We start from the raw sequence: 22,608 nt of genomic DNA on the forward strand, positions 1-22,608 counted from the left end.
TCACAGCTCAGGGGCGGGCGGCACGTCCCCCGTACGGAACGCGAGCCGTCCGCCCTCGGCGTCCACCGTCACCCGGCCGCCGTTCGCGACACGGCCGTCCAGGAGCAACCGGGACAGCTGGTTGTCGACCTCGCGCTGGATGGTCCGGCGCAGCGGCCGGGCACCGTACTCCGGCTGGTAGCCGCGCTCGGCGAGCCAGCCGACGGCCGCGTCGGTGAAGTCGACCGCGACGCCCTGCGCGTCCAGCAGCCGGCGGGTCCGCTCCAGCAGCAGGTGGGTGATCTGCCGCAGCTGCTCGGCGGTGAGCTGGCGGAAGACGACGATCTCGTCGATCCGGTTCAGGAACTCGGGCCGGAAGTGCTCCCGCAGCGGGCGCAGGATCTGCTCGCGCCGCGCCTCCTCGTCCGCCTCGGCGCCGCCCGCCCCGAAGCCGATGCCCGCGCCACGCCGGGTGATGGCCTCGGAGCCGAGGTTGCTGGTCATGACGATGACGGTGTTGGTGAAGTCGACCGTGCGGCCCTGGGAGTCGGTCAGCCGCCCGTCGTCGAGGACCTGGAGGAGGATGTTGAAGACGTCCGGGTGCGCCTTCTCCACCTCGTCGAGCAGGAGCAGCGAGTACGGGTGCCGGCGCACGACCTCGGTGAGCTGGCCGGCCTCCTCGTGCCCCACGTACCCGGGCGGGGCGCCGACCAGGCGGCTGACGGTGTGCCGCTCCTGGTACTCGCTCATGTCCAGGCGGACCATCCGCTCCTCGCTGCCGAACAGGGCCTCCGCGAGCGCCCTGGCCAGCTCGGTCTTGCCGACCCCGGTCGGGCCGAGGAAGAGGAAGCTGCCGATCGGCCGGTCGGGGCTGGCGAGCCCGGCGCGGGAGCGCATCACCGCGTCGGCGACCACACGGACCGCCTCCTCCTGACCGACGACCCGCTCGTGCAGATGCTGTTCCAGGCCGAGCAGCCGGTCCTTCTCCTCCTCGGTGAGGCTGCTCACCGGGATACCCGTCTGCCGCGACACCACCTGGGCGATGGCCTCGGCCGTGACCTCCAGATGCTGGCCCTCGTCCACCTCGCCGTCCCCGCCGGCCTCGGTGATCCGCTGCTTCAACTCGACGATCCGGTCACGCAGTTGCGTGGCCTGCTCGTACTGCTCGGCCGCGACCGCCTGGTCCTTGTCGGTGATCAGCTGCTCGACCTCGCGCTCCAGGGCCCGGACGTCCGTGCCCTTCGTCCGGGCGCTCAGCCGCACCCGGGCGCCGGCCTGGTCGATCAGGTCGATGGCCTTGTCCGGCAGGCGCCGGTCGGAGAGGTAGCGGTCGGACAGTTCGACGGCCGCGACCAGCGCCTCGTCGGCGTAACGGACCTGGTGGTGGGCCTCGTAACGGTCCCGTAGCCCCCGCAGGATCTCGATCGCGTCCGCGGGTGTGGGCTCCGGGACGAGGATCGGCTGGAAGCGGCGGGCCAGCGCCGCGTCCTTCTCGATCCGGCGGAACTCCTCCAGCGTGGTGGCGCCCACGATGTGCAGCTCGCCCCGGGCCAGGGCCGGCTTGAGGATGTTGCCGGCGTCCATGGACCCGCCCTCGCCGCCGCCCCCGGCGCCGACCACGGTGTGCACCTCGTCGATGAAGACGATCAGCCGGTCGGAGTTGGCGCGGATCTCGCCGACGATGTTGTTCAGCCGCTCCTCGAAGTCACCCCGGTAGCGGGTGCCGGCGACCACACCGGTCAGGTCCAGGGCGAACACCCGCCGCCCGACGAGCACGTCCGGCACGTCACCGTCCGCGATGCGCTGGGCGAGCCCCTCCACGACGGCCGTCTTGCCGACGCCCGCGTCACCGATGAGCACCGGATTGTTCTTGCCGCGCCGGGAGAGCACCTCGATGGTCTGCTCGATCTCCTCGTCCCGCCCGATCACCGGGTCGATACGGCCCTTGCGCGCCAGGTCGGTCAGATCGCGGCCGTACTTGTCCAGGGTGGGCGTGGACGCGGAGCGCGGCCGTTCGATGCTGGTCTGCCCGCCGTCCGGGGCCGACTCCGGGGGGAGACCGGACGGGGCGAAACGGGCCGAGTTCAGGATGTGCCCGGCCGCCGAGTCGGGGTTGGCCGCGAGGGCGCTGAGCACGTGCTCCGGGCCGATGTAACCGGTGCCGCGGGCCCGGGCCAGGTCGTGCGCGTCCAGCAGGGCGCGCTTGGCGGCCGGGGTGAGCGACAGCGAGGTCGGCGGCGGCACCTCTCCCGGCGGGTGCTGGACCGGGCCCGAGCGCTCGTCGATCTCCGTCGCGAGGGAGTCGGGATCCGCGCCGGCGCGGGTGAGCAGACTCCTGGTCGGCTCGGCGGACAGCGCGGCCCGCAGCAGGTGCTGGGTGTCCAGGTCCCGGCTGCCGTGTTCGGCGGCGTACTGGGCGGCGCCCCGCACCAGTTCCCGGGCGGGCTGACTGAGCAGCCGCCCGATGTCGATCTGCCGGGGACCGGGGCGCGGTCCGCCGAAGAATCGGGCGAGGAATTCTCCGAAGGGGTCGTAGCCTTCTGAGCCGGTGAAGCCGCTGGTCATGGCGTTCCCATCCGGCGTCCCTGCGCGGGCCGGGGACGCCCTCGCTGATCGACGTGCCGGAGTCGGGTAACCCACGTGACAGGTGGTTACACCCCTGGGCGCGCTCGTAGAACACCTTCGCACGAACGAGGGGAGGGGGCACCTTCAGAGAACTCCGCGGGGCCCTTCCCGGGACCCGGCGCTCCTCCCGGCCGCCTCCCTCCCCGGGCCCGTCGCGGCCGGGGCGCCCAGCGACGAGCGGCGTCGGTCAGCGTGCGGTCAGAATCCGCGGTCCCGCGTCCGTGATCGCCACCGTGTGCTCCACGTGGGCCGCGCGCGAGCCGTCGTCGGTCCGCAGGGTCCAGCCGTCCGGCGCCTCGTGATAGCCGTCCGTGCCGCCGCCGATGAGCATGGGCTCGAGGGCGAGGACCATGCCGTGCCGGAGCGGGAACCCGCGCCCGGGGCGGCCCTCGTTGGGAACCGGGGGGTCCTCGTGCATGCGGCGGCCGATGCCGTGGCCGCCGAAGCCCTCCGGGATGCCGTAGCCCCCGGCGCGGCACACCGTGCCGATCGCGTGCGCGATGTCGCCGATGCGGTTGCCCACGATCGCCGCCTCGATGCCCGCCGCCAGCGCCCGCTCCGCGGTCTCGATCATCGTGACGTCGGCCGGACGCGGCTCGCCGACCACGAAACTGATCGCGGAGTCGCCGGCCCACCCGCCCAGTTGGGCGCCGAAGTCGATGGAGACGAGGTCGCCGTCGCGCAGCCGGTAGGGGGTGGGGATGCCGTGCACGATCGCGTTGTTCACCGAGGCGCAGATGACGCCGGGGAAGGGGGTGGGGGCGAACGAGGGCCGGTAGCCGAGGAAGGGCGAGCCCGCGCCCGCCCGGCGCAGCACGTCGTGCGCCACCTCGTCCAGCTCCAGCAGGGAAACGCCGACGTCAGCGGCTTGTCGTACGGCCGTCAGGCCCTGCCCCACGACCTGGCCGGCCTCGTACATGGCGTCGATGGATGTGTCCGTCTTCAGCTCTACCATGCCAATTACTATACCGGTATTACAATGACGGCATGGTACGCACCCCCCTCACCCCCGAAGAGCGCGAACGCGGCGAACGGCTCGGCCGGCTGCTGCGTGAGGCTCGTGGTGGTCGCAGCATGACGGCGGTCGCGGCCGACGCCGGGATCTCCGCGGAGACCCTTCGCAAGATCGAGACCGGCCGCGCGCCGACGCCCGCGTTCTTCACGGTGGCCGCGCTGGCCCGGGCGCTCGGTCTGTCCATGGACGAGCTGGCGGGGCTCTGTGCGTTGGCGCACGTGTGACGGGCTCCTCGGGCAGCCGCCGCGCAGCCGTCAAGATCGCGCAATGAGAGTCATGTCCAGCCCCGGAAAACTGCCCGTAGCCGTCCCGTAACACGACTGGTGTTGCCTACGGACCGGAGTGTTCCGGTCTGGAGGGAGTTGGGCGATGACTCTGGATCAACTCCCCGGCAGGGTCCGGGAGTTCGCGAACTACCTCGACGACCTGCTGGGCCGCCTGGACCAGAGCGCCGGCTGGTGCGGCGTGTTCTGGCAGCGCGACCCCGACGGCATGCAGGCCTGCCTCGACGGCCGTGAGATACCGCCCTGGGACGTCGTCGAAGCCCTCCTCCAGGACCTCGCCACCGAGTACGGTGCCGCCTTCGCCGCCCCGGAGGCGGACCGCGCCCGCGCCCTGCACGCCGCCGCGCTCATCGCCCACGACGCCCGGCCCGGCGGCCGCGACGCCCTCGGCGACCGCTTCGACGTCATGCTCCGTGAACAGCGCTACGCGGCCGAACGGCAGGCGGAACTCGGCCGGTTCCTCGCCTCCGCGACCACCCGGCAGGAGGCCGACGCCATCCGCCTCGACCTCGCCTGGGCCCGCGACGACCACGAACGTGCGACCCGCCGCTGCGCCGAACTCCGGGCCCGCATCGAGGACTTGGAACGACGGTCGGTGGGCGGGAAGGCCGAGGAGATCCGGCGGGCGCGGGCGGCGGGGGGCGGCGCCGTGTTCCGCATCGGCGAGACGGACGCGCGCACGGACGGGCGCGGGGCGTCTGGCCTCCGGCCGGATGGACGGGATGGGTACGGGGCGCCGTCGGGTGGCCGGGAGGCGTACGGGGCGTCGTCGGGCGGGCGTGAGGGGTTCGGTGCTTCGTCGGGTGGCCGGGAGGCGTACGGGGCGTCGTCGGGTGGCCGTGAGGGGTTGGGTGCGTCGTCGGGCGGGCGTGAGGTGTACGGGGCGCCGTCCGGTGGCCGTGACGCGTATGGCACGCCGTCGGGCGGGTGGGACGGGCACGGCACTCCGTCCGGGGGGCGTGAAGCCTTTGCCGCGTCACCGGACGGGCGGGACGCGTACGGAATGTCGTCGGACGGTCGCGAGGCCCACGCCGGGCCGTCGGACGGCCGTGGTGGCTCCTACGGTGCGCGACCGGACGGGCGTGAGGGGCGCGACGGCTCGTACGGCGACGGATTCCCCGGCATGCCGCAACAGCGTGACCTGCGGTTCGCGGCCGCCGTGGAAGACGATTTCGACACCGGTCACGCCGGTCACGCCGGGTACGACCTTCACTCGGGCCCTGAGCGGCAGGACCCCGCCTTCGAGGAGCCGTCCGTCCCGAAGGAGCAGCCCGCCGCCGCCCCGAAGCAACGCAAGCGTCGGCGCGGCAGCGCCCGCTTCGCCGGGCTGGCGGACGAGGAGGCCGCCCCCGTCGTCGTACCGCCGACCGCCGTGCCGGACGTGCCCGCCGCACCTGTCGCCACCGGCCGCGGCCTGCGCGGAGCCCGGTACGCCGGGGCCGCGGCGGACGCGCGGTCGCAGCCGCGGACCGAGTCGCTGGACGCGGCGTCCCGGCGCGAGGCCGCCGGGACGGTCGAGCGGCTGGTGCGGCTGCGGGGCGAGGGCCGCAGCGGCGAGGCGCACGCGCTGCTCGCCGAGCTGGCCTACTGGCCCGCCGTCCGCTACCCGCTGCTCGCCGCCGAGATGCAGCGCGCCGGGCTGGGCGCCGACTGGGCGACCCTGCTGTGGGAGGCGGCCTCGCTGCCCCCCGACCGGCTCGTCGCCGTGGCCGACGCCCTGGCCTCCGCGGGGCTCGGCACCGACGGGGAGCAGATCCTGCGGCAGGGCGTCGTGCGGCCCGCCGACGAGCTCGGCCGGGCCGTGCTGGAGCTGACCGCCCAGGGACGGCGCGGCGACGCCCGCGCGCTCCTGGACGCCTACGTCCGCGTCCGCACCGCCGAGGAGGCCGTCCGCAGCGTCGAACCGGACCCCCAGACCCTCGTCCCGCTCCTGCTGGAGGCCGCCCGGGACGCCTCGGCCGAGCTCCACCGGGACCTGGTCCACGCGCTCCGGGTGGCGGGCTTCAGCGCCTGACCGGGCCGGGCCGGACGGACCCGTCACGGCGCGGCAGCGGTTCCTGGCTCACGCCGCGCGGCCGCTCGGCGAGCGATCGTCGTCCTCGCGATCGACACCGGCCGGGTTGGAACCAGCCCGGTTACATCGACGTAAGGAGAACCCTGCACGCTGGTGCTCGCGGCATATCGGACGCGATTCACCCGGTCGAGTGGGCGGGCATCCTTCCCGGCGGGGACTTTGCCCTCTACCGTCGGCGTACACGCGCGTAGACGCCTCTGACGTCACCGTCGAAGGAGCAGCTCATGGCCAACGTCGTACGTGCCGCCCTCGTCCAGGCCACCTGGACCGGCGACACCGAGTCCATGGTGGCGAAACACGAGGAGCACGCCCGCGAGGCGGCCCGCCGGGGTGCCAAGATCATCGGCTTCCAGGAAGTCTTCAACGCCCCCTACTTCTGTCAGGTCCAGGATCCGGAGCACTACCGCTGGGCCGAGCCGGTGCCGGACGGGCCGACGACGCGTCGTATGCAGGAGCTCGCGCGCGAGACCGGCATGGTGATCGTCGTCCCGGTGTTCGAGGTCGAGCAGTCGGGCTTCTACTACAACACCGCCGCCGTGATCGACGCCGACGGCACCGTCCTCGGCAAGTACCGCAAGCACCACATCCCGCAGGTCAAGGGATTCTGGGAGAAGTTCTACTTCAAGCCGGGCAACGTGGGCTGGCCCGTCTTCGACACCGCCGTCGGCAAGGTCGGCGTCTACATCTGCTACGACCGGCACTTCCCGGAGGGCTGGCGGCAGCTCGGCCTGAACGGCGCCCAGCTCGTCTACAACCCGTCCGCCACCCACCGCGGACTCTCCTCCCACCTGTGGCGCCTCGAACAGCCCGCCGCCGCCGTCGCCAACGAGTACTTCATCGCCGCGATCAACCGGGTCGGCATCGAGGAGTACGGCGACAACGACTTCTACGGGACGAGCTACTTCGTCGACCCGCGCGGACAGTTCGTCGGGGACACAGCCAATGACAAGGAAGAGGAACTCGTCGTACGGGACCTCGACTTCGACCTCATCGAAGAGGTACGGCAGCAGTGGGCGTTCTACCGCGACCGCCGTCCCGACGCCTACGACGGGCTGGTGCAGCCGTGACCAAGGACCTGCTGGGCCGCCACCGCTCCGTCCTGCCGGACTGGCTCGCCCTCTACTACGAGGACCCGCTGGAGATCACCCACGGCGAGGGCCGGTACGTCTGGGACGCCGAGGGCAACAAGTACCTCGACTTCTTCGGCGGCATCCTGACGACGATGACCGCGCACGCCCTGCCCGAGATCACCAAGGCGGTGAGCGAGCAGGCCGGGCGGATCATCCACTCCTCCACGCTCTACCTCAACCGGCCGATGGTCGAACTGGCCGAACGGGTCGCCCAGTTGAGCGGCATCCCGGACGCCCGCGTCTTCTTCACCACCTCCGGCACCGAGGCCAACGACACCGCCCTGATGCTGGCGACGACGTACCGCCGGAGCAACACCGTCCTGGCGATGCGCAACAGCTACCACGGCCGTTCCTTCAGCGCGGTCGGCATCACCGGCAACCGCGGCTGGTCACCCACGTCGCTGTCCCCGCTGCAGACGCTGTACGTCCACGGAGGCGTGCGCACGCGCGGCCCCTACGCCTCGCTCAGCGACGCCGACTTCATCGCGGCCTGCGTCGACGACCTGACCGACCTGCTCGGCCACACCCGCCCGCCCGCCGCCCTGATCGCCGAACCCATCCAGGGCGTCGGCGGCTTCACCTCCCCGCCGGACGGCCTGTACGCGGCCTTCCGCGAGGTGCTGCAGGAGCGCGGCATCCTGTGGATCGCGGACGAGGTGCAGACCGGCTGGGGCCGCACCGGCGAGCACTTCTGGGGCTGGCAGGCACACGGACAGAACGGTCCGCCGGACATCATGACCTTCGCCAAGGGCATCGGCAACGGCATGTCCATCGGCGGGGTCGTCGCCCGCGGCGAGATCATGAACTGCCTGGACGCCAACAGCATCTCGACGTTCGGCGGCACCCAGATCACCATGGCGGCGGGCCTGGCGAACCTGACGTACCTGCTGGAGCACGACCTCCAGGGCAACGCCCGACGCGTCGGCGGACTGCTCATCGAGCGGCTGCGGGCTGCCGCGGCACACGTTCCGGCCGTGCGGGAGGTGCGCGGGCGCGGCCTGATGCTCGGCATCGAGGTGGTCAGGCCCGGCACCGACCAGGCCGACCCGCAGGCCGCGGCCGCCGTACTCGAGGCGGCCCGCGAGGGCGGGCTGCTCATCGGCAAGGGCGGCGGCCACGACACCAGCGCCCTGCGCGTCGCCCCGCCGCTGTCCCTGACCGTCGCGGAGGCCGAGGAAGGCGCCGCGATCCTCGAAGAGGCTCTGAGGAGCATCCAGTAGCAGCACTCCGAACAAGGGAAACGCCGCCATGACCACCACCTTGGAGACCTGGGAGCAGGTGCAGCCGACCCTGTCGGTCCGCCAGGTCCTGACGCTGGAGCGGGTCCTCGCCGGGGAGCCCGAGGTGGTGGCAGGTGCCGGTCAGCTCGACCGGGCCGTGCGCTGGGTGCACGTCGCCGAGGCCTGCGACGTGGGCGTGATGCTCAGCGGCGGCGAGATGGTCCTCACCACCGGAGTGCTGCTCGCCGGCGACGAGGGCGCGCAGGCCGAGTACATCCAGTCCCTGCACCGCGCGGAGGCCGCGGCCGTCGTGCTGGGCCTGGGACGGGCGTTCCCCACCCCGCCGGACGTGATGCGCCGCGCCGCCGAGCGGTGCGGGCTGCCGATGATCGTCCTGCACCGGCCCTTTCCCTTCGCCGAGTTGACGGAGGAGGTCCAGTCCCGGCTGGTGCGGCGGAAGTTCGCCGCCGTCAGCCTCTCCGAGGCGGTACGGACCGCGCTCACCGGACTCATCACCGCGGGCGCCCCGCTGCAGCGTCTGCTCGACGAGGTCGCCCAGCACAGCGGCTGTCCCGTCGTCGTCACCAACCTCGCCCACCGCGTCCTCGCCACGGCGGGGGAGCGGCCCGCCGTGGACGACGTGCTGCGGGACTGGGAGCGCATCGCCCGTCAGGCCGGCGGCAACGAGGTCGACGGCTGGATCCGCGCGGAGCTGGCCGGACGGGGAGAGCGGTGGGGCCGGATCACGCTCTGCGGCTACCGAGGCGACACCGCCGGCGGGCGACTGCTCGCCGACCGGGCCGCCGAGGCCCTCGTGCTGCACCGCATGCTCGGCGGCAACTCCACGCACAGCTGGGAGGAGCAGTCCGCGCAGGGTCTGCTGACCGACCTGGTCAGCGGGATCGTCCCGGCACGGCAACTGCTGCCGCGGGCCCGCGCGGCCGGACTCCCCGTCAACCGGCGCAGCTTCGTCCCGCTGGTCGTACGCGACGGCGAACCGGCCCAGCTCGACCGCGTCCTGCGCATGGTGGGGATGCCCGGACTCGTCGCCGAACTGGCCGACGGAGCCGTCGCCGTCCTGCTGAGCCTCGCCCGCGACCAGGACGCGACGGCCCTCGCCGCGCACTTCGCGGCCCGGCTGCGCACCGAGTCCGGGTCCTCGAAGGCCGTGGTGGCCGCGGCCGACGCGCGCACCGACTGGGACGACGTCCCCGCCGGGCTGCGCGAGGCCCTGCACGTCGCCGACGCCGTGGCGGACTCCTCGGCCGTCCTGGACCTCCCGGCCGTCGTACGCCTGAAGGACGTCCACCTGCGCGGTCTGATACGGCTGCTGCGTGACGACCCGCATGTGCAGTCCTTCGCGGAGCGCGAGCTGGACGGGCTGCTGTGCGGGGCCGGGGAGGACCTGCTCGCCGTACTGCGCACCTATCTCGCCACCGGCCGCAACAAGTCCCGCACCGCCCAGCTCCACCACGTCTCCCGCCCGGCGCTCTACCGCCGGCTGGAGTCCATACAGGGGCGGCTCGGCGTGGACCTCGACGACTTCGAGCAGGCCGCCTCGGTGCACATCGCGCTCCTCGCGCACGACGCGCAACAGGCTTGAAACATGCGACGACCTGGGAAAACGGCGGTGAAACATGGGCCCACAGCAGGGTGACACCGTGCCACGCCGCACGCCCGCAGACGTGACACCGTGCAACTCAAACCGGCCATGCGGACTTCCTAAGCTCCTCGCACACCGAGTGACCGGAGGTCCCGATGAGCACAGTGATCCGAGCCGCCCTCTTCCAGACCGCCTGGACCGGCGACAAGGAGTCGATGATCCAGGTGCACGAGCAGGCGGCCCGCGACGCCGCCGCGCAGGGTGCCCAAGTCCTGTGCTTCCAGGAGCTGTTCTACGGACCGTACTTCTGCCAGGTCCAGGACAAGGCGTTCTACGAGTACGCCGAGCAGATCCCGAACGGCCCGATCGTCAAGCGCTTCCAGGCGCTCGCCAAGGAACTCGGCCTCGTCCTGGTCCTGCCGATGTACGAGGAGGAGCAGCCCGGCGTCCTCTACAACACGGCCGCCGTGATCGACGCGGACGGCTCGTACCTCGGCAAGTACCGCAAGCACCACATCCCGCAGGTGCCCGGCTTCTGGGAGAAGTTCTACTTCCGTCCCGGCAACAGCGGCTGGCCGGTCTTCGACACCGCCGCCGGCAGGATCGGTGTCTACATCTGCTACGACCGCCACTTCCCGGAGGGCTGGCGCGCACTGGGGCTGGAGGGCGCCGAGATCGTCTTCAACCCGTCGGCCACCTCGCGCGGCCTGTCGTCCTACCTGTGGCAGCTGGAGCAGCCGGCCGCGGCCGTCGCCAACGAGTACTTCGTCGGCGCGATCAACCGGGTCGGCGTCGAGGAGCTGGGCGACAACGACTTCTACGGGACGAGCTACTTCGTCGACCCGGAGGCCCAGTTCGTCGGCGAGGTGGCGAGCGACAAGGAGACCGAACTGGTCGTCCGCGACCTCGACCTGGCCAAGCTCCGCGAGGTCCGAGACCGCTGGCAGTTCTACCGCGACCGCCGACCCGACGCGTACGGCCCCCTGACCGCTCCGTAACCGGGCCGGGTACGTCCGCCGGTCCGGCGCACGGGGGGCCGGACCGGCGGCACCGACCGACCCGCACCACACCAGTGTTGAACACGGCAGGAGAGGGATCATGAGCAGCCGTACCGTCATCCGTGGTGGCCTCGTCATCACCGCGTCCGACGAGATCCACGCCGACGTCCTGATCGAGGACGGCCGCATCGCCGCCCTCGCCGCCTCCGGCACCTCGGCCGCCGAGGCCTGGACGGCCGAGCGCACCATCGACGCCACCGGGAAGTACGTCATCCCGGGCGGGGTCGACGTCCACACGCACATGGAGCTGCCGTTCGGCGGCACCTCCGCCTCCGACACCTTCGAGACCGGTACCCGGGCCGCCGCCTGGGGCGGCACGACGACCATCGTCGACTTCGCGGTGCAGAGCGTCGGCCAGTCCCTGCGCGAGGGCCTGGACGCCTGGCACGCCAAGGCCGAGGGCAACTGCGCGATCGACTACGGCTTCCACATGATCGTCTCCGACGTGAACCAGGACACGCTCAAGGAGATGGACCTGCTGGTCGAGGAGGGTGTGACCTCCTTCAAGCAGTTCATGGCCTACCCCGGCGTCTTCTACAGCGACGACGGCCAGATCCTGCGCGCCATGCAGCGCTCCGCCGAGAACGGCGGCCTGATCATGATGCACGCCGAGAACGGCATCGCGATCGACGTGCTGGTGGAGCAGGCGCTGGCACGCGGCGAGACCGACCCGCGCTTCCACGGGGAGGTCCGCAAGGCGCTGCTCGAAGCCGAGGCCACCCACCGGGCCATCAAGCTCGCTCAGGTCGCGGGCGCCCCCCTGTACGTCGTGCACGTCTCGGCGATGGAGGCGGTCGCCGAGCTCGCCAGGGCGCGCGACGAGGGCCTGAACGTCTTCGGGGAGACCTGCCCGCAGTACCTGTTCCTGTCGACGGACAACCTCGCCGAGCCCGACTTCGAGGGCTCCAAGTACGTGTGCTCGACGCCGCTGCGGCCCAAGGAGCACCAGGCCCACCTCTGGAAGGGCCTGCGCACCAACGACCTCCAGGTGGTCTCCACCGACCACTGCCCCTTCTGCTTCGTGGGCCAGAAGGAGCTCGGCCGGGGCGACTTCTCGAAGATCCCCAACGGTCTTCCGGGCGTCGAGAACCGCATGGACCTGCTCCACCAGGCCGTCGTCGACGGGAACATCTCGCGCCGCCGCTGGATCGAGATCGCCTGCGCGACCCCGGCCCGCATGTTCGGCATGTACCCGAAGAAGGGCACCATCGCCCCCGGCGCCGACGCGGACGTCGTCATCTACGACCCGGGGGCCGAGCAGATCGTCTCCGCCGAGACCCACCACATGAACGTCGACTACTCGGCGTACGAGGGCAAACGCCTCACCGGCCGCGTCGAGACCGTTCTCTCGCGCGGCGAACTCGTCATCACCGAGCGGGAGTACACCGGGCACGCCGGACACGGCACGTACACCCCCCGCTCCACCTGTCAGTACCTCAACTAGGAGTGGCGCCCATGGACTTCGGACTCGTCCTGCAGACCGACCCGCCGGCCTCGAAGGTCATCAGCCTGATGAAGCGGGCCGAGCGCAACGGCTTCACCTACGGCTGGACCTTCGACTCCGCCGTGCTGTGGCAGGAACCGTTCGTCATCTACAGCCAGATCCTGTCGAACACGAGCAAGCTGAAGGTCGGCCCGATGGTCACCAACCCGGGCACCCGCACCTGGGAGGTCACCGCCTCCACCTTCGCCACGCTCAACGACATGTTCGGCAACCGCACGGTCTGCGGCATCGGCCGCGGCGACTCCGCGATGCGTGTCGCCGGCCGCAAGCCCAACACCCTGGCCCGCATCAGCGAGGCCATGAAGGTCATCCGGGCGCTGGGCCGCGGCGACGAGGCCGACCTCGGCGGCACGGTCGTCAGGTTCCCGTGGATCAGGCCGGGCGCCGAACTGCCCGTGTGGATGGCCGCGTACGGCCCCAAGGCCCTGAAGATGACCGGCGAGGAGGCCGACGGGTTCATCCTCCAGCTGGCCGACCTCTACCTGACCGAGTACATGGTCAAGGCCGTGAAGGACGCGGCCGTCGCCGCCGGACGCGATCCGTCCGAGGTGAAGATCTGCGTCGCCGCCCCCGCCTACGTCACCGAGGACGACTCGCCCGAGGCGCTGGCCCACGCGCGCGACCAGTGCCGCTGGTTCGGCGGGATGGTCGGCAACCACGTCGCCGACCTGGTCTCCAAGTACGGTGAGCACTCCGCAGCCGTACCGGACGAACTCACCGACTACATCAAGGCGCGCGAAGGCTACGACTACTCCCACCACGGGCGCGCCGACAACCCCGACACCCAGTTCGTGCCCGACGAGATCGTCGAGCGGTTCTGTCTGATCGGCCCGGCCGACAAGCACGTCGAGAAGCTGAACGCCCTGCGTGAGCTGGGCGTCGACCAGTTCGCCGTCTACGACATGCACGACGCGCAGGAAGCCACCATCGACGCGTACGGGTCGACGGTGATCCCGGCCCTCAACGGCTGACCCGCATCCCCGCTCACCTCCCCATCCCCCCACTCCAGTTCTCCCCTCCCCCTCCCCGGGGAGGGGGAGGCGGGGCCGGGGAAGGGAGGACACGCCCCCACGCCGCCCGGCACGCACTCTCGCCGCACCGGCCGCAGGCCCAAGCAGCTCCGCTACGAGGGCCTACGTCCGGCACACCGAGAGCACGCACCGGCTGTGACAACAGCCGCTGCCGCGGCGGGCGCGGGAACGCACCCTCCCTTCCCCGGCCCCGCCGGCCCGCACGGCCTTTCCGGATCCGCCCCTCGTTTGATTGGCCTGCCCATGACCGACACCGCTCCCACGGCCATACCGCCGTCCCCTCAAGTCACCCTCGCCGACGGCCGGGTGGAGCTCGCCCCGGGCAGCCCCGCCCCGAGCGGCCGCTACGCCAACGAGGACCTGCTGCCGGTCCCGGTGGAGAAGCGCACCTGGACCACGTACAACTTCTCGGCGCTGTGGGTCGGCATGGCCCACAACACGGCCTCCTGGACCCTGGCCTCCGGTCTGATCGCCGTGGGCATGGACTGGAAGCAGGCGGTGCTCACCATCGCCCTGGCCAACGTGATCGTGCTGGTGCCGATGCTGCTCACCGGGCACGCGGGGCCGAAGTACGGCATCCCCTTCCCGGTCTTCGCGCGCGCCTCCTTCGGCATCCGCGGCGCCAACCTTCCCGCTGTCGTACGGGCGTTGGTGGCCTGCGGCTGGTTCGGCATCCAGACCTGGATCGGCGGCGAGGCGATCTACTTCCTCGCCGGGAAGCTGATCGGCAACGGCTGGAGCGACGCCGGACAGTTCGGCGGCTATCCCTGGACCATGTGGCTGTCGTTCGCGATCTTCTGGGCGATCCAGGTCGCGATCATCTACCGGGGCATGGAGACGATCCGCCGCTTCGAGAACTGGGCGGCGCCCTTCGTCCTGGTCGGCGCCTTCGTGATGCTGATCTGGATGAGCAACAAGGCGGGCGGCTTCGGCCCGCTGCTCGACCAGCCCTCCAAGCTCGGCTGGGGCGGCGACTTCTGGAAGCTGTTCTGGCCGTCCCTCATGGGCATGATCGGCTTCTGGTCCACCCTGTCCCTGAACATTCCGGACTTCACCCGCTACGGCAAGAGCCAGAAGTCGCAGATGTGGGGCCAGGCGCTCGGTCTGCCGACCACCATGACGCTCTTCGCGCTGCTGTCGGTGATGGTCACCTCCGGTTCGCAGGCCGTGTACGGCGAGACGATCTGGAACCCGGTGGAGCTCGCCGCCAAGACGGACAACGTCGTGGGCCTGCTGTTCGCGCTGGTCACCGTACTGGTGGCGACCCTGTCGGTGAACATCGCGGCCAACCTGGTCTCGCCGGCCTTCGACTTCTCCAACATCGCGCCCCGCAAGATCACCTTCCGGGCCGGCGCGCTCGCCACCTGCGTCCTCGGCGTACTGATCTTCCCCTGGAAGCTGTACTCCGACCCGCAGGGCTACATCTTCACCTGGCTCGGTCTGGTCGGCGGTCTGCTCGGCACGGTCGCCGGCATCCTCATCGCCGACTACTGGATCCTGCGCCGCGGCAAGCTCGACCTGACCGACCTGTACCGCGCGGGCGGCCGCTACTGGTACGACGGCGGCTGGAACTGGCGGGCCGTCGTCGCCTTCGTCACCGGCGGTGTCCTGGCCATCGGCGGCGCGAGCTTCAAGCCGCTGATCGACGGGCGCCCCGTCCCGGCCCTGGAGCCGCTGGCCGACTACGGCTGGGCGGTGGGCCTGGGGACGTCGATGGTCCTGTACGTGGTGCTGATGCTGCTGCGCGGAAGGGACCGCCTGGAGGCGTAAGGCGGCCCGGTTGCGGAGGACGGACCGGAGGGCGGTCGAGGGCGGTCAGCCCTGCCGGCCGTCCTCCAGCGCCGTGACCGCCTCCTTGGCGGCCTTGATGGCGCCCTTGTTGATCTCGTCCGTGCTCGGCGCCTTCTTCGACTCGAAGTCACTGCCGTTGTACGTGATGGTCACCAGCGCGTTGGACGCGCGCACCACGACCACGCCCTCGCGGGTCTGCTGCTTGTCCTCCGTGGTGAGGTTCACGACGGAGTACGCCGAGTCGCCGAGACCGGGCACGTCCCCGCCGCCGCTCTTCTCCGTGACGGTGCCCTGGTAGGACTTCTTCGCCGCCTCGTCCGTGTCCATGACCTCGAAGGAGACGTCGAGCCAGCGGTAGTCGTACCCCTTCAGCGCGTTCCACGAGCAGGTGCGGCGCAGCTTCCTGTCCGTCGACGGGATCTCCTTGCCGGCCGCCTTCACGCCCGGCACCAGCGAGGTGATCGTCTTGCCGGCGAGGCTGTCGCACGGCGCGGGCGCGGCGGCGTACGTCTTCGACGCGGCGGCCGTCGACGGAGCGGAGGCGGACTGCGTGCCGGTCTGCTGCTCCTCCTTGTGCTCGGCGGCCGGTGTCGCGGCGAACGGACCGGACGTCAGCGCCCAGCCCGCCGCGGCGAGTACGACGACGGGCGACAGGCGCGCGGTGAGGGCGAGCGGCAGGGGAAGAGAGCTGGAACGCACGGCGCACTTTTCGTGGGGGACGGTGCGGAAGGAGTCCGCACTGCGGACGGGGCGCCAGTTTCACACGACTGACTGTGGGACGGAAGTGCCAACTCGCTCCGTACCTGTGCGGTCACAGCGCCCCGCCACTGATGGGTCGTGTGCCCTGTTATGTCCTCGCGGTGGGCCGGTTGAACGCCGTCTCGATCCGGTCGACGGCCGCGAACGCCCCGTAGGAGACGAGGTGCACCAGACAGTGGTCGGTGTGCTCCGGCCGACGCCAGGCCGCGACGTCCTCGTCCGTGATGCGGTACGGGGCGAGGGCGGCCAGCAGCGCCAGACGTGCGCCGGGGTGCTCCCGCCGGTCCGGGAACCCGCTCGGATCGAGTGGCGGATGTGTTCCGTCCCAGTCCCACAGGGTTTCTTCGACGAGGGCCTGCTCTTCGGCGTCGAGGAGACCGGAACCCGCCATGGCCGCCCTGATCAGTGCCGCGTACGCGAGGCCGACGGGCGTGCCGTCCGCCCACCCGGGGGCTTCGCCGGGGTCGGGGAGGTCGAGGAGGGCAAGCGCCTCGCCGGGCACGGCGGGGCGGCGTACGGTCCGGGAGAGCGTGCGGCCCGCGAGAGAGCGGACCACCCGGAACCGCTGGGCGTTGCCCGGCAGCAGGTTCTCGGTCAGCAGGGCGGACACGATCCGGTTGATGAAGTGGAACGCGAGCGCGGTGCCGAGGTAGCCGGGGGCGTGCTCGCGCGGGAAGGGGTACGGCTCGGGGCCGAGGCCGCCCGGTACGCGGGTCAGCTTGCCCCACTCCAGCACGCGCGCGTGCTGCTCGTTCTTCGGCCGCTCTCCTCGGGCCAGGCGTTCGGCGAGCGCGTGGTCCCCGGTGGCGTGCAGCAGCACGGTGTGCGCGTCCACGCAGAACGGGCACCTGTTGGCGAGCGACACCCCGAGCGCCGCCAGCTCCTTGCCGGTACGGCTGCCGGGTCCCGCGATCAGCGACTCGCGCATCAGCGCCCAGACGGGCGCGAGGATCTCGGGTGCGGAGGACAGGACCACGAAGGTGACGGGCTCGTCGATGCCGAAGTCGCGGGAGAGCTGGGCGTAGACCTCGGCGACGCGGCCGGTGGCCGCCTCGGGCGGCAGGGGCTCGGTGTAGCGGAAAGGTGTGGGCATGGGCAGCAGCGTGCGCCGCGGGGACGGGTGCGGTCGTCGTACGGCCGAAGACAGTCCGCGCTGCGCCGAGGGGCCCAGGCGAGGCCGCTTTCTACTGCGCGGGGAGTAGTCGGGGAGTTGTCCACAGGGCTGACGCCGGTGTCGGCGCCGGCGGCTACTGTGCGGGCATGAGCGGGCACTTGGTCAGATCCAGGGTTCTCGCCGACGCGGCTCTCGCGGTCGTGGTCGGCGCCCTCGTCGTGACCACGGCCGCCTTCGACGGGGACACGACGGCCGTCGACCACGCCCTGATCGTGCTCGGTTCGGCCGCCCTGGCCTTCTACCGGACGGCCCCGCTGGCGGTGCTGGCCGCGGCCACCGCGACCGGCGCGGCGTACGTCCTGCACGCCCACCCCGGTCTGCTCGCCGCCCTCCCCGTTCTCGCCGCCGTGCACACCGCGGCCCGGGTGGGACACCGGGGCTGGGCCGCCGCGGCGAGCGCGGTGTACCTGGCGGCGTACGTGACGACGGGCCCGACGACGGGGGAGGTCGTGGAGAAGGCCGCGCTGCTCACGGGCTGGTTCCTGTGCGCGGTCGTGACGGGCCTCGCCGACCGCAACTGGCAGGCGTATCTGCGCCAGACCGAACAGCGCGCCCTGGAGGCCGAGCGCACCCGCGAGGAGGCCGCGCTGCGCCGAGCCGGCGAGGAACGCCTCCGGATCGCACGGGAGTTGCACGACTCCCTCACCCACAGCATCTCGATCGTCAAACTCCAGGCCGGCGTCGCGGTCCACCTGGCACGCAAGCGCGGCGAGGAGGTGCCGCCCGCCCTGCTCGCCATCCAGGAGGCGGGCGGCGAGGCCATGCGCGAGCTCCGGGCCACCCTGGAGATCCTGCGCACCGACGAACCGACCGGCACACCCGCGGTGCTCGTGGAGCGCGCACGGGCGGCGGGCCTCAGCGTCGAACTGTCGGTGACCGGCGAGGAGCGGCCCCTGCCTGCGGCCCTCGACCGGGCGGTGTACCGCATCGTCCAGGAGGCCCTGACGAACGCGGCACGGCACGCGGGCCCGGCCAAGGTGCACGTGCGACTGGAGTACGGCGGGGAGGAGTTGGTGATACGGGTGGACGACGACGGAACAGCCGAGGCCACCCGGCCCCCGACCCCGGGCATCGGCCTCACCGGCATGCGCGAACGCGTCACGGCCCTCGGCGGCGCACTGCACACCGGTCCGCGTGCGGAGGGCGGCTTCTCGGTGCGGGCGGAGCTGCCCTGGGAGGCTGCCGGATGATCAGGGTGGCACTCGTCGACGACCAGGCGCTGATGCGCGCCGGGTTCCGTGCGCTGCTGGAGGCCGAGGACGGCATCGAGGTGGTGGGGGAGGCGGCCGACGGGAAGCAGGGCCTGGCCCTGGTCCGTGCCGAGGCCCCCGACATCGCGCTGATCGACGTACAGATGCCGGTGATGACGGGCATCGAGGCGACCCGTCACATCGCCGCCGACCCGTCCCTGGCCGCCGTATGCGTCGTCATCCTCACCAACTACGGCTTCGACGAGTACGTCTTCGAGGCGCTGCGGGCGGGCGCGAGCGGCTTCCTGCTGAAGGACACCGAACCGGCCGACCTCCTCCAGGCCATCGAGGTGGTGGCCCGTGGCGAGGCCCTGCTGTCCCCGTCGGTCACCCGCACCCTCATCGGCGAGTTCGTCTCCCGTCCTCCCGACCGGTCCACGGCCCCCGGCCTGGAGTGTCTGACCCGCCGCGAACGCGAGGTCACCGCCCTGGCCGCCCGCGGCCTCACCAACGAGGAGATCGCTGCGCACATGGTCATCAGCCCGTTCACGGCGAAGACGCACGTGAGCCGGGCGATGACGAAGCTGGGGGCACGGGACCGGGCCCAACTGGTCGTTTTCGCCTACGAGTCGGGACTGGTGACGGCCCGCGCCGACTGACCCGCGCGACAAATTGGTTGCACACCGTGGTCGCCGCTCAGCAGTCTGAGGCGGTGACCGAGACGACACACGAGCAACAGCCCGCCCTCCGTGAGGAGATCCTCGACTACTACGCCCGGGGTGAGGAGGACGCCCGCCTCAGGGAAGGCGGGGCGCCCGCCGGGCGGCTGGAGTTCTGGCGTACTCAGGACGTGCTGCGGTGCCTGATGCCGGCGGCGCCCGCGCGGGTCCTCGACGTCGGCGGCGGCAGCGGGGTCCACGCGGAGTGGCTCGCACGCGACGGGTACGAGGTCGACCTCGTGGACCCCGTACCGCTCCACGTGGAGCAGGCCGCACGGCTGCCCGGCGTCACCGCCCGCCCCGGAGACGCCCGCGCCCTGCCCGCCGCCGACGCGGGGTACGACGTGGTACTTCTCCTCGGGCCGCTGTACCACCTTCCCGAACGGAGCGACCGGGTACGGGCGTTGGCCGAGGCGTACCGGGTGGTCCGGCCGGGCGGGCTGGTGGTCGCGGCCACCATCAACCGGTTCGCCGGTCTGCACGACGTGCTGCGCGAGGAGCGTTACTTCACGCCCCTGCACCGCGAACGCACCGACGCCGTCACGGTGGACGGCCGGCACCATCACCACGCCGAGGACGGCCTGTTCACCGTCGCCTACTTCGCCCGCCCCGAAGAGGCGCCGGCCGAGTTCACCGAGGCCGGGTTCACCGTCGGGCGCCAGTACGGCGTCGAGGGCGTGGCCTGGCTCATGGGTGGCGTCGAGGACTGGCTGGACGACCCGGAACGCCGCGAGGCCGTCCTGGCGGCGACCCGGCGCATCGAGTCCGAGCCGACGCTGCTCGGAGCCAGCGGGCATCTGCTCACGGCGGGCCGGCGGCCCGGTGCCTGAGGGGCCGGCCCGTCAGGGGCGGCTGGTCAGGTAGCCGCCCATGGAGGTGAAGTACTCCGCCGCGGGCAACTCCCGGCCGTCCTCGGTGCGTACGCGCGTGATGGCGAGGCCCTTGTTGCGGCCCGTGCGGGCATCGGCTCCGGCGACGATCACCACGCCGTCGCCCTCGCGATAGAAGATCCGGCCGGGCGTACCGCCGTAGTGGCCCTGGGAGACCACGGCGGCAAGGACCTCGAGCCGCTTGCCCTTGTGGAAGGTGTAGGTGCTGGGGTACGGCTCGGACTGGGCGCGGACCAGGCGTTCGAGGTCCGCGGCCGGCCAGGTCCAGTCGATGCGGCTGTCCTCGATGGACCGCTTGTGGAAGAAGCTCGCCTGGGACCGGTCCTGCCGGGTGAACTCGGTCTGCCCGGCGGCGATGAGGTCGAGTGCGCCGATGGTGACCGGGGCGATGAGGTCGACGGTCTTGTGGAAGAGGTCGGTGGCGGTGTCGGTCGGTCCGACGGGCACCGCCTCCTGCCGGACGATGTCGCCGGCGTCGAGTTCGTCGTTCATCATGTGCGCGGTGACGCCCACTTCGGGCTCGCCGTTGATCAGGGCCCAGATCAGCGGGGAGAAGCCGGCGTACTTCGGCAGCAGCGAGTCGTGCACGTTCAGGGTGCCGTGGCGGGGCAGGTCGAAGATGCGCGGGGGGATCCACGTCCGCCAGTTGTTCGCCACGATGATGTCCGGGTCGGCCTCCTTGAGACGCTCGAACAGCTCGTCGTCGTCGGGGCGGTTGCGGATCAGCACCGGCACGCCGTGCTCTTCGGCGAGGTCGGCGACGGAGTCGCTCCAGATCTTCTCGTACGCGTGCTCGCTCTTGGGATGCGTCACGACGAGTACCACGTCGTGGTCGGAGTCCAGGAGGGCTTGCAGGGTGCGGTGCCCCCACGTCTGGTAACCGAGCATGGCGACCCGCATGGGGGGTTCCTCCTCAGAGCAGGGATTGACCTGAGTAGTAAAGCAAGGCTTACCTTAGTTTGCAATAGTCTTGTGTGGCAGCCGAGTTGGCGAGACGGATCGGCTCCCCGTTGTCCGTTTCGCCCTATCGACACCCCCGCGGGTTTAGCTTAGGCTCACCTAAGTTCTCGGCAAGTCGCTCCGTCGGCGTGCCACTTTTCGTGCTTTCCCCACGCCCGGCAGGTGACTGCCCCGCACGATGGGAGTGACATGTCGCAGGTTCTTCCTGGTGACGTACCACCCGTCCACGACCTCCTTGGTATCGGCTTCGGACCGTCCAATGTGGCCATGGCGATCGCGCTCAGCGAGCACAACGCACGCGTCGGCGGGCAGGAGGCGATCACCGCTCACTTCTTCGAGCAGCAGCCCCGCTTCGGCTGGCACCGAGGCATGCTGATCGACGACGCGACCATGCAGGTGTCCTTCCTCAAGGACCTGGTGACGCTCCGGAACCCGGCCAGCGAGTTCAGCTTCCTGTGCTACCTGCAGAGCAAGGGACGGCTGATCGACTTCATCAACCACAAGAACCTCTTCCCCCTGCGGGTGGAGTTCCACGACTACCTGGAGTGGGCCGCCGCCAAGGTCGACGACATGGTTTCCTACGGCCACGAGGTCGTCGGCGTCGCGCCCGTCGTCCGTGACGGAGCCGTGGAGTACCTGGACGTGACGGTCCGGTCGGGGGAGGGGCTCGCGGTGCACCGGGCCCGCAACCTCGTCATCGGCACCGGCCTGCGTCCCCTCATGCCCGAGGGCGTGGAACGCGGCGACCGCGTCTGGCACAACTCCGAACTGCTGGCGAAGGTCGACGCTTTGGAGGGCACCTCGCCCTCCCGGTTCGTCGTCGTGGGTGCCGGGCAGAGCGCCGCCGAGAACGTCGCCTACCTGCACCGCCGCTTCCCCGAGGCCGAGGTCTGCGCGGTCTTCTCCCGCTACGGCTACAGCCCGGCCGACGACAGCAGCTTCGCCAACCGGATCTTCGACCCCGAGGCGGTCGACCAGTACTTCGCCGCACCCGAGGACGTCAAGCGCCGGCTGATGGACTATCACGGCAACACCAACTACTCCGTGGTGGACATCGACCTGATCGACGACCTGTACGGGCAGATGTACCGGGAGAAGGTCCTCGGCACCGAGCGGCTGCGCTTCCTCAACGTGTCCCGGCTCACCGACGTCAAGGAGACACCCGACAAGGTCCGTGCCACCGTGACCTCCCTCGTCACCGGCGAGGAGACCGCCCTGGACGCGGACGTCGTGGTCTTCGCCACCGGCTACAGCCCCGCCGACCCCATCGGCCTCCTCGGCGAGGTCGCGGACAGCTGCCTGCGCGACGACGAGGGCCGCGTCCGCGTCGAGCGCGACTACCGCATCGCGACGGAACCCGACCTGCGCTGCGGCATCTACCTCCAGGGCGGCACGGAGCACACGCACGGCATCACGTCCTCGCTGCTGTCCAACACCGCGATCAGGGTCGGCGAGATCCTGGACTCGGTCCTCGGCCAGGGCGCCGAGTCCGCGCCCGGCCAGGCCCGGCCGGTCGCCGACGGAATCGGCAGCACCGCCCGCTAGCCCGCCACCGGTCCCGCCCCCCGCCGAGCCCCGCCGGTGGCACCGGACCCGGCAGGC

The 22,608-nt window shown here is 71.5% G+C and carries 18 protein-coding genes; 13 read left to right on the top strand and 5 right to left on the bottom strand.

What is annotated here, in order from left to right:
• Together ACZ5XS_RS13650 and map are read right to left on the bottom strand one after the other, a co-directional pair.
• Nucleotides 1-2,544 (bottom strand): ATP-dependent Clp protease ATP-binding subunit, encoded by a 2,544-nt coding sequence (locus ACZ5XS_RS13650; protein WP_468650818.1) that lies wholly within the window; start codon nt 2,542-2,544, stop codon nt 1-3.
• 247 nt (nt 2,545-2,791) lie between these two features.
• The gene (map, locus tag ACZ5XS_RS13655) at nt 2,792-3,559 is read right to left on the bottom strand and encodes a type I methionyl aminopeptidase (protein WP_468650820.1); all 768 of its coding nucleotides are present in this window, start codon (nt 3,557-3,559) and stop codon (nt 2,792-2,794) included.
• A 32-nt stretch (nt 3,560-3,591) separates the two neighbouring features.
• Here map and ACZ5XS_RS13660 point away from each other — a divergent pair, with 32 nt between their 5' ends.
• The 9 genes from ACZ5XS_RS13660 to ACZ5XS_RS13700 all read left to right on the top strand — a co-directional run bounded on the left by ACZ5XS_RS13660 (nt 3,592) and on the right by ACZ5XS_RS13700 (nt 15,293).
• On the top strand, nt 3,592-3,843 hold the full coding sequence (locus tag ACZ5XS_RS13660; RefSeq protein WP_468650821.1) for a helix-turn-helix domain-containing protein: 252 nt from the start codon (nt 3,592-3,594) through the stop codon (nt 3,841-3,843).
• Between the two features lie 145 nt (nt 3,844-3,988).
• A complete protein-coding gene (locus tag ACZ5XS_RS13665) occupies nt 3,989-5,917 on the top strand; it encodes a hypothetical protein (protein WP_468650823.1) in 1,929 nt (642 codons plus the stop codon).
• Between the two features lie 284 nt (nt 5,918-6,201).
• Nucleotides 6,202-7,044 (top strand): nitrilase-related carbon-nitrogen hydrolase, encoded by an 843-nt coding sequence (locus tag ACZ5XS_RS13670; protein ID WP_468650825.1) that lies wholly within the window; start codon nt 6,202-6,204, stop codon nt 7,042-7,044.
• On the top strand, nt 7,041-8,327 hold the full coding sequence (locus ACZ5XS_RS13675; RefSeq protein WP_468650827.1) for an aspartate aminotransferase family protein: 1,287 nt from the start codon (nt 7,041-7,043) through the stop codon (nt 8,325-8,327). Before ACZ5XS_RS13670 ends, ACZ5XS_RS13675 begins: the two co-directional genes overlap by 4 nt.
• A gap of 28 nt (nt 8,328-8,355) precedes the next feature.
• Nucleotides 8,356-9,930, top strand: a complete 1,575-nt coding sequence (locus tag ACZ5XS_RS13680; protein WP_468650829.1) for a PucR family transcriptional regulator — start codon at nt 8,356-8,358, stop codon at nt 9,928-9,930.
• A 155-nt stretch (nt 9,931-10,085) separates the two neighbouring features.
• On the top strand, nt 10,086-10,928 hold the full coding sequence (locus tag ACZ5XS_RS13685; RefSeq protein WP_468650831.1) for a nitrilase-related carbon-nitrogen hydrolase: 843 nt from the start codon (nt 10,086-10,088) through the stop codon (nt 10,926-10,928).
• A gap of 100 nt (nt 10,929-11,028) precedes the next feature.
• Nucleotides 11,029-12,432 carry a dihydropyrimidinase gene (gene hydA, locus ACZ5XS_RS13690; protein ID WP_468650833.1) on the top strand — a complete coding sequence of 468 codons (1,404 nt, stop codon included), beginning with the start codon at nt 11,029-11,031 and terminating at the stop codon, nt 12,430-12,432.
• 11 nt (nt 12,433-12,443) lie between these two features.
• Complete coding sequence (locus ACZ5XS_RS13695) at nt 12,444-13,463, top strand: TIGR03842 family LLM class F420-dependent oxidoreductase (RefSeq protein ID WP_468650835.1); 1,020 nt, start codon at nt 12,444-12,446, stop codon at nt 13,461-13,463.
• Between the two features lie 303 nt (nt 13,464-13,766).
• A complete protein-coding gene (locus tag ACZ5XS_RS13700) occupies nt 13,767-15,293 on the top strand; it encodes an NCS1 family nucleobase:cation symporter-1 (RefSeq protein ID WP_468650837.1) in 1,527 nt (508 codons plus the stop codon).
• Between the two features lie 45 nt (nt 15,294-15,338).
• On the opposite strand, the gene ACZ5XS_RS13705 is transcribed toward ACZ5XS_RS13700, so the two are convergent.
• Complete coding sequence (locus tag ACZ5XS_RS13705; RefSeq protein WP_468650839.1) at nt 15,339-16,013, bottom strand: hypothetical protein; 675 nt, start codon at nt 16,011-16,013, stop codon at nt 15,339-15,341.
• A gap of 148 nt (nt 16,014-16,161) precedes the next feature.
• The gene (locus ACZ5XS_RS13710) at nt 16,162-17,166 is read right to left on the bottom strand and encodes a carboxymuconolactone decarboxylase family protein (RefSeq protein ID WP_468650841.1); all 1,005 of its coding nucleotides are present in this window, start codon (nt 17,164-17,166) and stop codon (nt 16,162-16,164) included.
• 167 nt (nt 17,167-17,333) lie between these two features.
• Here ACZ5XS_RS13710 and ACZ5XS_RS13715 point away from each other — a divergent pair, with 167 nt between their 5' ends.
• From ACZ5XS_RS13715 to ACZ5XS_RS13725, 3 genes are read left to right on the top strand one after another with little or no spacing between them, the layout of a single operon-like run.
• Nucleotides 17,334-18,437: a sensor histidine kinase gene (locus tag ACZ5XS_RS13715; protein WP_468650843.1), complete on the top strand. Its 1,104-nt coding sequence runs from the start codon at nt 17,334-17,336 to the stop codon at nt 18,435-18,437.
• A complete protein-coding gene (locus ACZ5XS_RS13720; RefSeq protein WP_468650845.1) occupies nt 18,434-19,096 on the top strand; it encodes a response regulator in 663 nt (220 codons plus the stop codon). Before ACZ5XS_RS13715 ends, ACZ5XS_RS13720 begins: the two co-directional genes overlap by 4 nt.
• Nucleotides 19,097-19,149: 53 nt before the next feature.
• Complete coding sequence (locus tag ACZ5XS_RS13725; protein WP_468650847.1) at nt 19,150-19,986, top strand: class I SAM-dependent methyltransferase; 837 nt, start codon at nt 19,150-19,152, stop codon at nt 19,984-19,986.
• 12 nt (nt 19,987-19,998) lie between these two features.
• Here ACZ5XS_RS13725 and ACZ5XS_RS13730 read toward each other — a convergent pair whose 3' ends face one another.
• Nucleotides 19,999-20,946, bottom strand: coding sequence for a methionyl-tRNA formyltransferase (locus ACZ5XS_RS13730; protein WP_468650849.1), 948 nt, complete (start codon nt 20,944-20,946; stop codon nt 19,999-20,001).
• A 249-nt stretch (nt 20,947-21,195) separates the two neighbouring features.
• On the opposite strand from ACZ5XS_RS13730, the gene ACZ5XS_RS13735 reads away from it, so the two are divergent.
• A complete protein-coding gene (locus ACZ5XS_RS13735) occupies nt 21,196-22,551 on the top strand; it encodes a lysine N(6)-hydroxylase/L-ornithine N(5)-oxygenase family protein (RefSeq protein WP_468650851.1) in 1,356 nt (451 codons plus the stop codon).
• Nucleotides 22,552-22,608: the final 57 nt, after the last annotated feature.

Source organism: Streptomyces sp. NPDC033131 (assembly GCF_055578365.1).

Coding starts and splice junctions, on each gene's coding strand:
- ACZ5XS_RS13660 (WP_468650821.1), top strand. CDS start 3,592: ATGGTACGCACCCCCCTCACCCCCGAAGAGCGCGAACGCGGCGAACGG.
- ACZ5XS_RS13685 (WP_468650831.1), top strand. CDS start 10,086: ATGAGCACAGTGATCCGAGCCGCCCTCTTCCAGACCGCCTGGACCGGC.
- hydA (WP_468650833.1), top strand. CDS start 11,029: ATGAGCAGCCGTACCGTCATCCGTGGTGGCCTCGTCATCACCGCGTCC.
- ACZ5XS_RS13695 (WP_468650835.1), top strand. CDS start 12,444: ATGGACTTCGGACTCGTCCTGCAGACCGACCCGCCGGCCTCGAAGGTC.
- ACZ5XS_RS13710 (WP_468650841.1), bottom strand. CDS start 17,166: ATGCCCACACCTTTCCGCTACACCGAGCCCCTGCCGCCCGAGGCGGCC.
- ACZ5XS_RS13670 (WP_468650825.1), top strand. CDS start 6,202: ATGGCCAACGTCGTACGTGCCGCCCTCGTCCAGGCCACCTGGACCGGC.
- ACZ5XS_RS13650 (WP_468650818.1), bottom strand. CDS start 2,544: ATGACCAGCGGCTTCACCGGCTCAGAAGGCTACGACCCCTTCGGAGAA.
- ACZ5XS_RS13720 (WP_468650845.1), top strand. CDS start 18,434: ATGATCAGGGTGGCACTCGTCGACGACCAGGCGCTGATGCGCGCCGGG.
- ACZ5XS_RS13715 (WP_468650843.1), top strand. CDS start 17,334: ATGAGCGGGCACTTGGTCAGATCCAGGGTTCTCGCCGACGCGGCTCTC.
- ACZ5XS_RS13700 (WP_468650837.1), top strand. CDS start 13,767: ATGACCGACACCGCTCCCACGGCCATACCGCCGTCCCCTCAAGTCACC.
- ACZ5XS_RS13680 (WP_468650829.1), top strand. CDS start 8,356: ATGACCACCACCTTGGAGACCTGGGAGCAGGTGCAGCCGACCCTGTCG.
- ACZ5XS_RS13665 (WP_468650823.1), top strand. CDS start 3,989: ATGACTCTGGATCAACTCCCCGGCAGGGTCCGGGAGTTCGCGAACTAC.
- map (WP_468650820.1), bottom strand. CDS start 3,559: ATGGTAGAGCTGAAGACGGACACATCCATCGACGCCATGTACGAGGCC.
- ACZ5XS_RS13735 (WP_468650851.1), top strand. CDS start 21,196: ATGTCGCAGGTTCTTCCTGGTGACGTACCACCCGTCCACGACCTCCTT.
- ACZ5XS_RS13730 (WP_468650849.1), bottom strand. CDS start 20,946: ATGCGGGTCGCCATGCTCGGTTACCAGACGTGGGGGCACCGCACCCTG.